16 protein-coding genes are annotated in these 13,714 nt (G+C 63.9%); 10 read left to right on the top strand and 6 right to left on the bottom strand.

Annotated features, from left to right (window positions below; genetic code table 11):
- Positions 1-37: 37 nt before the first annotated feature.
- The 4 genes from LIW51_RS22995 (at position 38) to LIW51_RS23010 (ending at position 3,617) form a co-directional block, all read left to right on the top strand.
- Positions 38-199 carry a hypothetical protein gene (locus LIW51_RS22995; RefSeq protein ID WP_227377416.1) on the top strand — a complete coding sequence of 54 codons (162 nt, stop codon included), beginning with the start codon at positions 38-40 and terminating at the stop codon, positions 197-199.
- The gene (locus LIW51_RS23000) at positions 196-1,818 is read left to right on the top strand and encodes a BCCT family transporter (RefSeq protein WP_227377417.1); all 1,623 of its coding nucleotides are present in this window, start codon (positions 196-198) and stop codon (positions 1,816-1,818) included. The genes LIW51_RS22995 and LIW51_RS23000 overlap by 4 nt, the downstream gene beginning before the upstream one ends.
- A 69-nt stretch (positions 1,819-1,887) precedes the next feature.
- Positions 1,888-3,228, top strand: coding sequence for an aminotransferase class III-fold pyridoxal phosphate-dependent enzyme (locus LIW51_RS23005; RefSeq protein WP_227377418.1), 1,341 nt, complete (start codon positions 1,888-1,890; stop codon positions 3,226-3,228).
- Positions 3,229-3,341: 113 nt separating this feature from the next.
- Complete coding sequence (locus LIW51_RS23010) at positions 3,342-3,617, top strand: hypothetical protein (protein ID WP_227377419.1); 276 nt, start codon at positions 3,342-3,344, stop codon at positions 3,615-3,617.
- A gap of 71 nt (positions 3,618-3,688) precedes the next feature.
- On the opposite strand, the gene ilvA is transcribed toward LIW51_RS23010, so the two are convergent.
- Both ilvA and LIW51_RS23020 read right to left on the bottom strand, forming a co-directional pair.
- Positions 3,689-4,957, bottom strand: coding sequence for a threonine ammonia-lyase (ilvA, locus tag LIW51_RS23015; protein ID WP_227377420.1), 1,269 nt, complete (start codon positions 4,955-4,957; stop codon positions 3,689-3,691).
- A complete protein-coding gene (locus tag LIW51_RS23020; protein WP_227377421.1) occupies positions 4,954-6,234 on the bottom strand; it encodes an amidohydrolase in 1,281 nt (426 codons plus the stop codon). Before LIW51_RS23020 ends, ilvA begins: the two co-directional genes overlap by 4 nt.
- A 132-nt stretch (positions 6,235-6,366) precedes the next feature.
- On the opposite strand from LIW51_RS23020, the gene LIW51_RS23025 reads away from it, so the two are divergent.
- Positions 6,367-7,338 (top strand): D-2-hydroxyacid dehydrogenase, encoded by a 972-nt coding sequence (locus LIW51_RS23025; RefSeq protein WP_227377422.1) that lies wholly within the window; start codon positions 6,367-6,369, stop codon positions 7,336-7,338.
- Positions 7,339-7,390: 52 nt separating this feature from the next.
- Here the strand turns inward: LIW51_RS23025 and LIW51_RS23030 are convergent, their stop codons facing one another.
- Both LIW51_RS23030 and LIW51_RS23035 read right to left on the bottom strand, forming a co-directional pair.
- Positions 7,391-7,867 carry a hypothetical protein gene (locus LIW51_RS23030; protein ID WP_227377423.1) on the bottom strand — a complete coding sequence of 159 codons (477 nt, stop codon included), beginning with the start codon at positions 7,865-7,867 and terminating at the stop codon, positions 7,391-7,393.
- Positions 7,868-8,022: 155 nt separating this feature from the next.
- A complete protein-coding gene (locus LIW51_RS23035; RefSeq protein ID WP_227377424.1) occupies positions 8,023-9,201 on the bottom strand; it encodes a M24 family metallopeptidase in 1,179 nt (392 codons plus the stop codon).
- Between the two features lie 302 nt (positions 9,202-9,503).
- On the opposite strand from LIW51_RS23035, the gene LIW51_RS23040 reads away from it, so the two are divergent.
- On the top strand, positions 9,504-9,809 hold the full coding sequence (locus LIW51_RS23040) for a DUF8156 family protein (protein ID WP_227377425.1): 306 nt from the start codon (positions 9,504-9,506) through the stop codon (positions 9,807-9,809).
- Between the two features lie 24 nt (positions 9,810-9,833).
- Here the strand turns inward: LIW51_RS23040 and LIW51_RS23045 are convergent, their stop codons facing one another.
- Positions 9,834-10,235 (bottom strand): hypothetical protein, encoded by a 402-nt coding sequence (locus LIW51_RS23045; RefSeq protein WP_227377426.1) that lies wholly within the window; start codon positions 10,233-10,235, stop codon positions 9,834-9,836.
- Between the two features lie 242 nt (positions 10,236-10,477).
- Here LIW51_RS23045 and LIW51_RS23050 point away from each other — a divergent pair, with 242 nt between their 5' ends.
- A complete protein-coding gene (locus LIW51_RS23050) occupies positions 10,478-11,707 on the top strand; it encodes a serpin family protein (protein WP_227377427.1) in 1,230 nt (409 codons plus the stop codon).
- Positions 11,708-11,748: 41 nt separating this feature from the next.
- The gene (locus tag LIW51_RS23055; RefSeq protein WP_227377428.1) at positions 11,749-12,207 is read left to right on the top strand and encodes a MaoC family dehydratase; all 459 of its coding nucleotides are present in this window, start codon (positions 11,749-11,751) and stop codon (positions 12,205-12,207) included.
- Positions 12,208-12,326: 119 nt separating this feature from the next.
- Here LIW51_RS23055 and LIW51_RS23060 read toward each other — a convergent pair whose 3' ends face one another.
- Positions 12,327-12,827, bottom strand: a complete 501-nt coding sequence (locus tag LIW51_RS23060) for a DUF7504 family protein (RefSeq protein ID WP_227377429.1) — start codon at positions 12,825-12,827, stop codon at positions 12,327-12,329.
- Between the two features lie 394 nt (positions 12,828-13,221).
- Here LIW51_RS23060 and LIW51_RS23065 point away from each other — a divergent pair, with 394 nt between their 5' ends.
- Both LIW51_RS23065 and LIW51_RS23070 read left to right on the top strand, forming a co-directional pair.
- Positions 13,222-13,452, top strand: coding sequence for an Lrp/AsnC family transcriptional regulator (locus LIW51_RS23065; RefSeq protein WP_227377430.1), 231 nt, complete (start codon positions 13,222-13,224; stop codon positions 13,450-13,452).
- 29 nt (positions 13,453-13,481) lie between these two features.
- Positions 13,482-13,709 carry a hypothetical protein gene (locus LIW51_RS23070; RefSeq protein ID WP_227377431.1) on the top strand — a complete coding sequence of 76 codons (228 nt, stop codon included), beginning with the start codon at positions 13,482-13,484 and terminating at the stop codon, positions 13,707-13,709.
- Positions 13,710-13,714 lie beyond the last annotated feature (5 nt).

Genomic DNA, 13,714 nt, shown 5'->3' on the forward strand with positions numbered 1-13,714 from the left:
TACCGCACGGCATGGTCGTTGAGAGCATACACTAACCATGAAATCAAAACCGCACGACCGTTGTGACCGCGCGCAGGTGAATCGACAACCGAAAGAACGCTCCGAGAGGGTGGAACTGCGGTCGTCGGAGTACGAGACGGGAAATTCCGACGCGGTGGACGAGTGGTCGAATCGCCGAAAAGGGGGTGAGCGGTTATGAGTCGGTCGAACGAGCAGGGTGCGGTCGCCGAGTTCTTCGACGAGATCGAGCCGACCATCTTCGCGTTCGGCGCGGGAATCACGCTTCTATTCGTTGCGATTTTCGCCTACAGTCCCAAGGCGGCGGGTGACGTCGTCTTTGCCGTACAGGAGTTCATGCTCGCCCACTTCAACTGGGCGTTCCTCATCGGCATGCTCGGCTTCGTCGTCTTCCTCGTGTTCCTCATCTTCGGCCCGTGGGGGAAGCTGAAACTGGGCGACGAACCGCCCGAATACAGCTACTTCTCGTACTTCGCGATGATGTACTCCGCCGGACTCGCGGCGGGCATCGTCTTCTGGGGGCCCGCCGAGGCGCTCACGCACTACGGGAGCGTCCCGCCGCTTTACAACGTTCCCGACCAGTCCGCGGCGGCGATGCCCATCGCCGTGCAGTACTCGCTGTTCCACTGGAGTCTCACCCAGTGGTCGTGTTTCACCGTGATGGGACTAGGCATCGGCTACTTCGTCTACAACTATGGCGCGCCGCTCCGCGTCTCCGCCATGCTGACGCCGTTCCTCGGCGCCGACAACGTGGACGGCTTCTGGGGAACCCTCGTCGACATCCTCGCGGTGTTCGCCACCCTCGGGGGCGTTGCGACCTCGCTGGGATTCATCGGGAGCCAGTTCCTCACCGGCCTGCAGTACCGGTGGGGCATCCAGCTCGGCGACGCCGGAACCATCGCCATCATCACCGGGATGACGGTCATCTTCACCGTGTCGCTCCTGTTCGGCGTCGACCGGGGCATCCGTCGGCTGTCGAATTTCAACATGACGCTCTTTTTCGTGCTGATGGTCGGCACCCTCATCGTCGGTCCGACGTTCTTCATCTTCGAAGTCGGGACGCAGGCGATAGGCGGCCTCATCGGCGACTTCTTTAAGATGAGCCTGTTTACCCACGTTACTGAAAGTGGCAAGTGGGCGAACGACTGGACGGTGTTCTATTGGGCGTGGCCGCTGGCGTGGTCGCCGTTCGCGGGGCTGTTCATCGCGCGCATCTCTCGCGGTCGCACGGTTCGAGAGGTCGCCTTCACGGGCATCGGCGCGACCGCGATGGCGACGATTCCGTGGTTCGTCGTGCTCGGCGGCACCGGCGTTTGGCTGCAACACACCGGTGCCGTGAACGCACTCGGACCCATCAACAATCCCAACCTCGGCTCCGCCGTCTCCGGGTACATCCTCTACGGTGCGCTCCCGCTCGGCCAGCTGTTCCTCTTGGGGTTCCTCGTCCTCGTAACGACGTTCTTCGTCACGTCGGCGGACTCCTCGACGCTCGCGGTTTCGATGATGACCACCGGCGGGAAAGAACACCCCTCGTCCATCAACCGCATCTTCTGGGCGTTGCTTCAGGGTACGGTCGCGTCCATCCTGATGGTCATCGGCGGTGCCGACGCGCTTCAGGCCGCCGCGATCACAACCGGCGGCCCGTTCCTCATCGTCTGTTCGGTGGCGGTTATCGGCCTCATCAGGACGTTCCAAGACGAGCACGGAAGCGTCCTATTACAGGAGGAGACGTCGATCTTCGGCACCAGCGACGCGGCGAAGCAATCGGCGGGTCGGAAAGACCCAGCCGACGACGACTGACCGACGAAAATTCCTTCTCTCGGCCAATCCATAACAAGTTTTAATTGACGCCATATACATTCTTTGTGTATGGATAGGGATACGGCGGAACCCGACGCTGGCGCACTCCCCGGCCCGAACGCCCGGAAGTGGATCGAGTTCCACAGGTCGAACGCGGCTCCGAGCGAGTTCTCACACGAGTTCGTCTGGGACACCACGGGCGAGGCGGACGGTCCGTTCGTCACCGACGTGGACGGGAACGTCCTCCTCGATTTCACCTGCCACATCGGTGCGGCACCCCTCGGCTACAACAACGAGAAGATCGTCGAGAAACTCCGCGAGTTCACGCTCGTCGAGCCGATGAAGATCGCCGGCCAGGACATGTACTTCGGCGCGGGAACCGACCCGGAGACGACGGAGTTCCCCGGCTCCAGTCACCTGATGGAGAAGCTGGTCGACGTCTCCAGCCACTACGGAATGGACACCGTCTTCCTCTCGAACTCCGGCGCGGAAGCCATCGAAAACGCGATGAAGATCAGCCACGACCGCAATCCGACCGCCAAGTACGCCTACGCGTTCGAAGCCAGTTTTCATGGACGGACGCTCGGCACCCTCTCTCTCACTCGCTCGAACGAGGTGTACACCCGCCATTATCCGGAGATAGCCGGCGTTCGGACGGTTCCCTTCTGTGACGACCGCCACTGCACGGCCGACGACTGCGACTGCGGGTTCTTCCGGCGCGGCGGCTCGCAGCTCCGGAACGCGCTCCAACCCGAAGGCGGCCACGTCAACCCCGAAGAAATCGCGTTCGTCGTGGTCGAACCGATTCAGGGAGTCGGAGGGTATCGCTTCCCGAGCGCGGAGTTCATGGCGGAGGTAGGCGACGTCTGCGAGACGTACGACATCCCGCTCGTCGTGGACGAAATTCAGTCGGGCATCGCCCGAACCGGCGAGATGTGGGCCTCCGACCACTACCCTATCGAACCGGACATCATCGCCAGCGCGAAGGCGCTCCGCGTCGGCGCGACCATCTCGCGCTCCAACGTCTTCCCGACCGAGAAGAATCGCTTGGGGTCGACGTTCGGCGGCGGCGACGTTCTCTCGTCGATGCAGGGCGTGTTCACGCTGGAAGCCGTCGAGGAGCACGACCTGCTCGCCAACGCGACTGAGCGCGGCCGGCAGGCGAAGGAACTGCTTCGGGACGTCGCATCCCCGCACGTCGATGACGTTCGCGGCAAGGGCCTGATGCTCGCCGTCGAGTTCGACACGGAAGACCGACGCGACGCCGTCGTCGCGGAGGCGCTGAACCGGGGGATGCTCGTCCTCGGGTGCGGCGAGAAGACCATCCGCCTGCTCCCGCCGCTCGACTCGACCGAGCGCGAAATCGAACTCGGTATCGGCATCCTGAACCAAGCCATCGAGGCGGCTTGAAGGTAGCATTCGATTCTGTCGGGATTCGAGCGGAGACTTGCGGGCCGAAACGATAGCTCGGTCGGGAGACGAAGTCGCTGAGAGGAATCGGTTCGGGAGTGCGGATGTTTTACATGAGCCCGCCCGTCGAATGCACCACGATTCAAGATCACCTCCGGCGACTCGTCGCGGTCGACGTCGTGGAGACGGTCGAAATCCCCGTCGGCGAACGGAGTCGGGATCTCCCGCACGTCTTCTACGGTCTCACCGAGAGCGGCCGGCAGCTACTCGTTGAACACGGCCTGCTCGACGAAGCAGAGGCGTGGCAAGACCTCTACGCCCGGGTCGAGAAGACCGAGAAGATTCGAAAGGACGAGGATGCACCGCGGCCGAAGCGGACGGAACCCTAGTCCGCGGACTCGGTGTTTTGTCGAATACCCGCTCTGCACGTAACACGAACTACCGATAGCCGAGAAGCGCGTTATCGGTCGAGGCTGTCGGCGACGACCGCCACACCGTCCAACGCGTCCAACACGTCCAGCACCTCACCGACGTGCTCCGGGCCGCTACCGGTCAGGCTGATGGATACGGGCGTCCGGTTCGGGTCGTCCTCGGCGGTTCGGCGGGCGCGTTCTAGCACGTCGAGTTCCGCGCCGTTTTCCTCGATGGTCTCCGAGAGCGCGCCGAGGCCGGTCGGCCAGTCGTCGACGGCGAGACGGGCGTCCGCGTACCGGCCGAGTTCCGCGAGGCCGGTACGTACGAGTTCGCCGTGTTCGGTGAGGTTCGCGTTGCCGCCGGAGATCACGACGCCGACGTGCTCGCCGTCCACGTCGACCGCGCCGGAGAGGAGCGCGGCGAGCGGCGCCGCACCGGCGCTCTCGGCCACGGTCTTGGCTCGCTCCGCGAGGAGTGCGACGGCGACGCTCAACTCCCTGTCGCTGACGCTGACCACGTCGTCGACGCGCTCGCGGACGACCGCGAAGGTCTTCTCCAGCAGGCGCGTGTCGGCGATACCCTCCGCGACGGTGTCCACGTCGGGGAGTTCGTGTATCGCGTCGCGGTCGAGCGATGGTTTGGCGTGGAACGCCCCCTCCGGTTGGACACCAACGACGCGGATGTCCGGGTCGCGTTCCTTGAGCACGGTTGCGATACCCGAGATGAGTCCGCCGCCGCCGATCGCGACGAGGACGGTGTCGAGTTCGGGATACTGCTCCAGCAGTTCGAGGCCGACAGTTCCCTGCCCGGCGATGATCGCCCCGTCGTTGAACGGGTGGACGAACGACAGATCCCCCTCGTCGGCGAGGTCGAGCGCGTACTCGTATGAGCGTTCGTAGATGTCGCCCTCGACGATGACCTCCGCGCCGTAGCCGCGCGTCGCTTCTATCTTCGCGGCGGGCGTCACCTTGGGAACGACGATGGTCGTGTCGATATCGAGCAACCGCCCCGCGAGGGCGACCCCCTGCGCGTGATTACCCGCGCTCGACGCGACGACCCCCCGCTCGCGCTCCTCCGGAGAAAGTTGAGCCATCGCGTTGTACGCGCCGCGAATCTTGAACGACCCGGTTCGCTGCACGTTCTCCAGTTTGAGACCGACCGAGGCCGCCCCGCTCCGCTCCGCGAACGTCGTCGAGCGGTCGAGCGGCGTCCGGTGAACCGCGTCTTCCAGCCGGTCTCGGGCGGCCTCGACGTCGGCGATGGTGACGATGTCGGCGGCGGTCGGCACCTCGCCCGTCGTCCGTTCCGAACTCATACGCCGTCCTCCGCGACTGCGAGTATCGACTTCGTCAACACGTCGACGCCGATGCCGAGGCTTCGCTCGTCCACGTCGAACGTCGGGGTGTGGTGGCTCGTCGGGTGGTCGGTGCCGACGATGAGGTACGTGGCGAGACCGCTGTCCCCCTGCACTCGCTCCATCAGGAACGTCGCGTCCTCGCTCGCGCCGAAATCCGCCGTCGGGACGACCGAATCGACGCCATCGACGCCGCGGGCCGCGTCCGCCACGACGGCGACCAGTTCGGAGTCGCTGTCGGCGCGCGGGGACTCGCTCACGACGTCGGCGTTCGCGTCGCAACCGTGCATCTCGGCGGCGGTTTCGAGCGTCCCGATCAGCCGCGATTTCGCGTACTCCATTAGTTCGGTCGTCTCGCCGCGCGCTTCGGCCGAGACGTGGGCGCGCTCGGCGATGACGTTGCTCGCCGTCCCCGCCTCCGCCTTCCCGAGATTCACGCGGGTCATCCCGTCGGAGTGGCGGGGGATGCCGTAGGCGTTCTGGATGGCGGTGCCGAGCGCCTGCATCGCGTTGTCCCCCTCCTCGGGCGCTTTCCCCGCGTGCGCAGACGTTCCCTCGAACGTCGCGTCGACGTGACACATCGCGAGGGGTCGCTCAATTCCGGCGACGACCTCGCCCGTCGGGTGGTCGAGACCGACGTGGACGGCGAAGAAGTAGTCGAGACCGTCGACGAATCGGCTCTCGGCCATCGGATAGCCGCCGCCCGACACCTCCTCTGCGGGCTGGAAGAAGACGACGAGTCTCCCGTCGAAGTCGCTCTCCTTCACGGCTTCGACGGCGGCGAGACCCCACGTCATGTGCGCGTCGTGGCCGCAGGCGTGCATCGTCCCGTCGTGCTCCGACCGGAATCCCTCGGCCGTCGGTGCGTGGTCGTCGTCTGCCGATTCCTCGATGAACAGCGCGTCGATATCGACCCGAAGGCCGACCGTCGGTTCGTCGCCCCCGTCGAGGACGGCGACGACTCCCGTGTTTCCGCCGGTCATCCGGTCGAGCACGTTAGAGTCGGCTCCGCGTTCGATCGCTCGCTCGTACCACCGGTCGATGTCGTCGTCTTCGGGCACGGCCATGCGGTCTTCGCCGTCGTAAATCTCGGCTCCGACCGCGAGTTCGTCGACGCCGATGGCTCGCAATTCCTCGACGAGGCGGTGCGTCGTGTAGAATTCGCACCACGCCGGCTCCGGGTGGCGGTGGAACTCGCGGCGCACCTCGGCGAGACGCTCTCGTATCGACTCGGGCATGCGTGACCCTAACACGCTCCACGCACTTAATTGTAAACGCTTACTGTTGACAGTGGCTACACAAAAGGAATAAGTTGGAGTGTCACAATCGTTCGACTATCGATTCGCGTCGGAAGACGCAGTGGAGATAGAATGAGCAAGAACCCCGATATCGTCGTTCTCCGCGAGGGGACAGAAGGACTTTCGATGGAATCGTACGCAGACGAGTTGCGCGAACGCCTCCCCGACCGGACGGTCGCGCTCGCCCGGACGCCGAAACAGGAGTGCGAACTCGTCGCGGACGCGCGGGTCGTCACTGGCATCACCGTCGGCGAAGACCTGCTCGCCCGCGCCGACCGACTCGAACTGTTCGCGTGCGCGTTCGCCGGAACCGACCACGTTCCGATGGACGTCCTCGCGGAGCGCGGCGTCGCCGTGACGAACGCCGGCGGTATCCACGCGCCCGGCATCGCCGAACAGGCCGTCGGCAACATGCTCGTCTTCGCGCGCCGCCTCCACGAAGGCTGGCGACGCAAGCGGAACCGCGAGTGGCGCCACTTCCAGTCGGGCGAACTAACCGACAGCACCGTCACCGTCGTCGGCCTCGGCTCCATCGGCGAGGCCGTCGTCCAGCGACTCGACGGGTTCGAAGTCAAGACCATCGGCGTCCGATACACGCCGGAGAAAGGCGGCCCGACCGACGAAGTCGTCGGTTTCGAGGAGGAAGCCATCCACGACGCCCTCTCGCGGAGTCGGTACGTCGTCGTCGCCTGCCCGCTCACCGAGACGACGCGGGGACTCGTCGGGAAATCGGAGTTCGCGACGATGCCGACCGACGCGGTTCTCGTCAACACGGCGCGCGGCCCCATCGTAGACACCGACGCGCTCGTGTCGGCGCTGCGGTCGAACAAGATTCGCGGGGCCGCGCTCGACGTGACCGACCCCGAACCGCTCCCGGAAGACCATCCGCTCTGGAGCCTCGAAAACTGCCTCATCACGCCGCATACCGGGGGACACACGCCGCGCCACTGGGAACGACTCGCCAATATCGTGGCTCGAAACGTCGAACGACTCGACGAGGGCGAGACGCTCGAAAATCAGGTGCTCGCGCCGGACTCTCGCTGACTACGACGAAATAACGAGGTACGAGACCGCTTCTTTCGTCTCGGTCAGTCGCTCAGTCGCGTCCGTGGATGGTGGTTCCGAGCAGGTTGAGCGTACCGCTGAAGACGGACGCGTCCCCGGAGAATCGGCGGCGCTCGCCCGGAGCCAGCACGAGGTCGCGGCCGAAGACGAACGCGGTGATGTTCCCCCTCCGGCCCCGCCCGCGGAGGAGATAGCGAATCACGTACCCGTCGTACTCGTCCGGTTGGCTTATCTCGGGAACGTCAGTGCCGCCAGGGCGTTGGAGGAGTTGCACGGTGGCTGACTGCTCTATCGAGTCGGTGACGCGGAACTGCACGTTCGGGTGATAGTCGTAGGTGTACACCAGCACGTTCTGGCGTTGGGCCGACGCGCTCCCGGCGCTCCCGAGTCCGAGCGCGAGCGTCCCCGTCGTCGGTGTACTCTCTCTCAGTGCACCCTTCCGTAGCGGCGTTCGGTGTGACGCCTCCGCCGAGTTTCGTGCCTCGGATGCGTTGGGTTCATTCGTCATGGTTCGACCCGCTACCCGATGGACAGGGGCGCGAATAAAACGAGACGATCGTTCCATCGAGTTAGCGAGTCACAACGCTCCGTTATCGAGGGTATCGTCCGTTTCGAAGGTATCGAGCGCCGTCAACGCACCCCGAAACAGGACGGAGATGGCAGTCACGCGGTGAAGAGTTCCCTCGGGAAGTCGGCCAGCACCTCGGCTCCGTTCGACGTGACGCGGAACGTCTCGCTGAGTTCGACGCCGAAATCGTCGAACCAGAGGCCGGGAATCATGTGGAACGTCATGTTCTCCTCGAGCACCGTCTCGTCGCCGGGGCGGATGCTGGCGGTGTGTTCGCCCCAGTCCGGCGGGTAGCCGAGACCCATGGAGTAGCCGATCCGGTCTTCTTTCTCGATGTCGTACTTCCCGATGACGTCGCGCCACGCCCGTTCGACCGATTCGGCGGTGACGCCGGGTTCGACGTGGTCGAGCGCCGCTTCAAGGCCTTCGACGACGATTTCCGCCCTGTGCCGCATCTCCTCGGGCGGGTCGCCGACGAACGTCGTTCTCGCCAGCGGGGAGTGATACCGATTCCGACAGCCGGAGAGTTCGATGATGACCGGGTCGCCCCGCTCGAACGGTCGATCCGTCCACGTCAGGTGCGGCGTTCCGGTGTGGTCGCCGGAGGGCATCAGGGGGACGATGGAGGGGTAGTCGCCGCCGAACTCGTCGGTTCCCCTGATGAGTCCGTCGTAGATCTCCGCCGCCACCTCGTACTCGGGGACGCCTTCTGCGACCGCGTCGAGTCCGGCCCGCATCGCGTTCTCGGAGACGCGGGCGGCTTGGCGCATGTACTCCAATTCCCGTTTCGACTTGACGACCCGAACCCAATTGACGAGGAGCGTGGCGTCGTCGAACTCCGCGTCTGGGAGGTTCCGTTGGAGTCGAGTGTACGACTTCGCGGTGAAGTAGTAGGCGTCCATCTCCACGCCAATGCGGGCGTCGTCGACGTCGAGTTCCTCCAGTACCTCGGCGAAGAAGTCCGTCGGGTGGAGGTCGTAGGGCGATTGAACGTGGTCGTCGCTGTACGGCCGGATGTTCTCCTCGGCGAGCCACGTCGTCGGCCGTGCGCCGTTGGCGTCCATCTCCCGCCCGACCCAGACCGGTTCGTCGCGGTCGTGCGTCACGATGACGGCTTGGTGAACGTAGAACGACCACCCGTCGTAGCCGGTGAGGTAATTCATGTTCGCCGGGTCGGAGACGACGAGGGCGTCCAGTTTGGCCTCGCGCATTCGTTCTTTCGTCCGCTCTATCCGCCGTTCGTACTCGTTCCTGTCGAAGACGGCTTGTGGCATGACAACGTCACTCCCATGGTCGTTCGGATATCGTTTAAGTTTTTTGTGTACGTTACAAACGGATTGTGTATACAAACTCGCTGGGGCGGCGGGAGGGTTCGTCGCTCTCACGAGGGTTTCGGAATGGAATCGGAAAGCCCCGGGACGACCACGGGTACACCACCGATATCGACCCTACTCCTTACCGGCGGGCGCTCTTCACTGGAGGGAAACCGCACCGACCGCCCCGCAACGCTCCTTTCGGAAGCTCTGAAAACGACCCGGTCGTACCTATGTGTTCCCCGGCAGTATAGTCAGTCGTGATGAACCGTACTGATTCGACTTATCAGGACTCGTTGGACGCGATGGAGACGCGGTGGGAGGAGTACCGGCGCGCACTTCGAGGCACCGACCAGGCAGCGCTCGACCGACTCTTCGAGTACGCGCGAGCGCACGCCGACGCGGGTCGGCTCCAGAATCACCAACCCATCGAGATGACGGCGTTCGTCTCGATGTTCGTGGAACAGCAGAAACGAATCGACGACCTCGAAGACCGACTCGACTACCTCGAATCGGATCTGAACGACGAGAAACGACGAGGAGCGACGAGGAGCGACGAAGCGCGGTAACTGCGAGAGCGGCGAGAGAACGGTTCACCGGGTGGATCGGCGCTCGGCGAATTCGTGCACCGCGACGAGCACGTAGACGAGTCCGAGGAGGCGCGTGAACGGGACGACCCACGATTTCAGTTCTATCGCCGCCGAGTCCCGATACGAGATTCGCATCGAGGCGTCGACGAACCGCCTCGGTACGAGTAGCGCGGGCACTCCGATAAGTCCGAGGAGAGGCGCGACTTCGGAGTACGACTGGTCGCCGCGCAACACCAGCGCGAGGAAGGCGACTCCTTCGGCGCGGGCGACGGGAATCGTCCACGACCGCAGTTCGCTCACGCCCGGATTCTCGAACGCGGCTCGTTCTCCCAACTCGACCACTTTCCTAGGGAAGGCGAGTTCGAAGAAACCGAACAACACGACCGCTAGTTTCGACGCGGACATGACCCCGGATACGCACTCGACGGAGAAAAAGGTGCAATCGCGCGGCGATACTACGCGAGACCGTCACTCGTCCCGCGCGTATGTCAAACCGTTCTTTGAGCCTTCCAAACACATTTCGCGGCTTACATACATCTGTAGCGTATGCCTCCGACTCGACGCACCGTCCTCGCGCTCTCGAACGCGCTCGTCGCTGTTCCCTCCTCCCCGGCTGTCTCGGGCCGCTGTCGTCCGACGGGTCGAACGTGAACGTAGAGACCATGACCGGCGGCCTGAACCCAAATCCGGCCACTGCGAAAGCGAGCGCTCTCTCCGAACTGGCTCGCGGAAACGCCGCGTTCGGACTGACGCTCCTCTCGTCACTCGCGGAGGGCGAATCCGCGAAGAACCAGTTCGTCTCGCCCTACAGCATCTCAGTCGCGCTGGCGATGACCTACGCCGGGGCGCGCGGCGAGACGCGAACCCAGATGGCCGAAGCGCTCCGATTTCCGCTGGACGGCGCCTCGCTCCACGCGGCCTTTGGCGAGACCGACGAGCGACTGGCCGCGAACGACGGAGACGATTCGGGGAAAGACGTTCCCTTCCAACTGACGACCGCAAACGCTATCTGGGGACAACGGGGCTACCCGTGGCGAGACGACTTTCTCACGACGCTCACAACCTACTACGACGCCGGTCTCAACATCTACGATTTCGAGGAGAATCACGACGAAGCGACCGAAACCATCAACGACTGGGTTGCCGAGCGGACCGAGGGGAGGATCACCGATCTGCTTCCGAAGGGTGCGCTCGGTTCGCTGACCAGGCTCGTCCTGACGAACGCCGTCTACTTCCGAGCGACGTGGGCGGAGCCGTTCGAGAAAGACCGGACGGAACAGCGGCCGTTCACCGCGCTCGACGGGACGACGTCGCGGGTTCCGACGATGCGCCAATCCGAATCGTTCCCTTACGCGACCGTCGACGGCCACCAAATCATCGAACTTCCGTACGTCGGTGACGAGGTCGGAATGGCCGTCGTTCTCCCCGAGGAGGGAACGTTTGAGGAGTTTGCGCGGTCGTTGGACGTCGACCGCCTGGCGGCGTTGGTGGAGTCGATGGAGAGCCGGGACGGGACGATAGCGCTCCCGAGATTCACCATCGAATCGTCGTTTGAACTCCCGGAGACGCTCGCAAAACTCGGGATGCCGGTCGCGTTCTCGAACGCCGCCGATTTCGGCGGGATGGCCGACCTCGAAAAGACGAGCGAGCAACTGCGTATCGATGACGTGCTCCACAAGAGCTACGTCGCCGTCGACGAGGAGGGAACCGAAGCCGCGGCCGCGACGGCCGTCGAGGTGAAGGCGTCATCGGCAGCGCTCGATCCGTTCGAGATGACCGTCGACCGCCCGTTCTTCTTTCTGATTCGGCATCGACCGACGGACGCCGTGCTCTTCCTCGGTCGCGTCGTCGATGCGGACGCCGCCCGACCTGACTGACGACCGCCGGGTATTTGGTCAGACCGCACCAAGGCGAGCGTATGTCCGGCACGTACTTCGACGATCTCGACGTCGGCGAAACCGACACGTTCGGTAGCTACGAAGTCACGAAAGAGGAGATAATCTCGTTCGCCGAGCAGTACGACCCGCAGTCGTTCCACGTGGACGAGGAGGCGGCGGCGGAGTCGCTGTTCGGCGAACTCGTGGCGAGTGGATGGCACAGCACCGCCATCTGCATGCGGATCCTCGTCGACAACGTTCTCGGCGACGGTGGCAGTCTCGGGTCGCCCAGCGTCGAGCGTCTCGAATGGGCCGCCCCTGTTCGCCCCGGAGAGACGCTCTCCGTCCGAACCGAGGTCTTGGAAAAGCGACCGCTCAAAAGCGACCCGAACCGCGGACTGGTGACGTTCTACATCGAGATGGAGAACGAGGCGGGGGAGACGAAGCTCTCGATGGAGCCGAAAGTGTTCTTCCGACGCCGCGACGCGGGTGACGTGTGAGAGAAGATGACTGAGGGATGATAGCTACGAGACGATGGCTGAGAGGCGACGGACGGGACGTTTCCGACGCCCGTTCCGGAACCGTCTCCGCCCGAAGCGCGAAAACGTCCGACTCGCCGTCAGTCGATAACGCCGTCGAAGAGGCTGGACAGGGTTGCAACGGTTCGGTCGTCGTGGGCGGAGGGCATGATCTTGTAACAGGCTCGCGCCTGCGCCGCTTGGACGCGCTCGATGAGCGTGTGGAGGAACTTGAAGGTGGTCTGAACGTTCTCCGCGTACTGAAGGAGCACCGTGAGGGGGTCGAAGCAGATGACGCTCCGGTTCCCGTTGCCCTCCCACTCCGTGAGGTATTCGCTCACCTTGATGCCGAGACCGGTGAGGTTGGTCGGATTCGCCACGCCTTCGACGATGTCCGGCGGTCGTCGTTCCGAAGTGGACGACTGCGGGGCGGATGCGGCCGCGGAGTGCATCGTATCACCGACGTGGATGAATCCGAGTCGCGCCGGGAGTTCGCCGACGTACTCGCGCCACCGCGTCAGCCACTCGTCGGGGTGCGAACGTAGTAGACGATGAGAACGTTCGACCGGGACAGCGGAGTGGTCGTGAGAAAATCGAGGCACTTGGGATCGCCGTCGGTGTCCAGCGGCGGCGTGTGGACGAGAACGTTTGTCCCGTCGGAAACGGACTCCCGTAGAAGGCTACTCATGTGTTAGTTCGAATCTAGCTGTTAGATTGCCTTCACACAGTTCTTTCTATAACTCTTCTACGATATGTTTCGGCTCGAACGCGAACCACCCGACCGATATCGCCGCGTTGGCCCACCGAATATCGTAACGCCGCGTACCGGTACGTGTCCACCTTCCGAGGGAATACTCCTTGATATCCTACCGGAGGTGATTCACCGGGCAGCAGGGGTCAGGAAAGCCCTCCGCGAAGGGACGCGGAACCCCGGTTCGAACGGGCGGCGGCAACACTTTGGTCGTGGCTCGCTTCTAGTTCGGAAGGGGAGAATCGATGGTTACCGCGTACGTCCTCATCAAAGCGAACGTGCCGTTAGTGGATCGAATACGCGATACGGTCGCGGAACTCGACGGTGTCGTCGACGCCCACATCGTCGCCGGCGATATCGACGTAATTGCGAAAGTAGAGGTGGACTCGCCGGCGGCCGTGAGGGAGACCGTCGCGTCAGGCGTGCTGACGATCAACGGGGTCGAAAGCACCCAGACGCACATGGCGATGGAGTAGAGTCTCGAAGGAGCGGTCGAGGGAGAACTATGACGACGGAATCAGCGAAACGGGCGGTCGTACGGGAGTTAGAGCGAGCGTATCCGGGACCGGTCACCGCCCGGTCGCTCGTCTCGCTGGTCGAAGGCGATTCGCGGGAGGCGGTCGAAGCGGCGCTCAGCGAGTTGGTCGTCGAACGACAGGTCGCTCGACGGCGACAGAAGGGGATGACGAAGTATCGGCTACGGGAGACCGACAACTCGCTCGAAACCCAATAGCTAAG

Source organism: Haladaptatus halobius (genome assembly GCF_020618475.1).
GTDB classification, from domain to species: domain Archaea; phylum Halobacteriota; class Halobacteria; order Halobacteriales; family Haladaptataceae; genus Haladaptatus; species Haladaptatus halobius.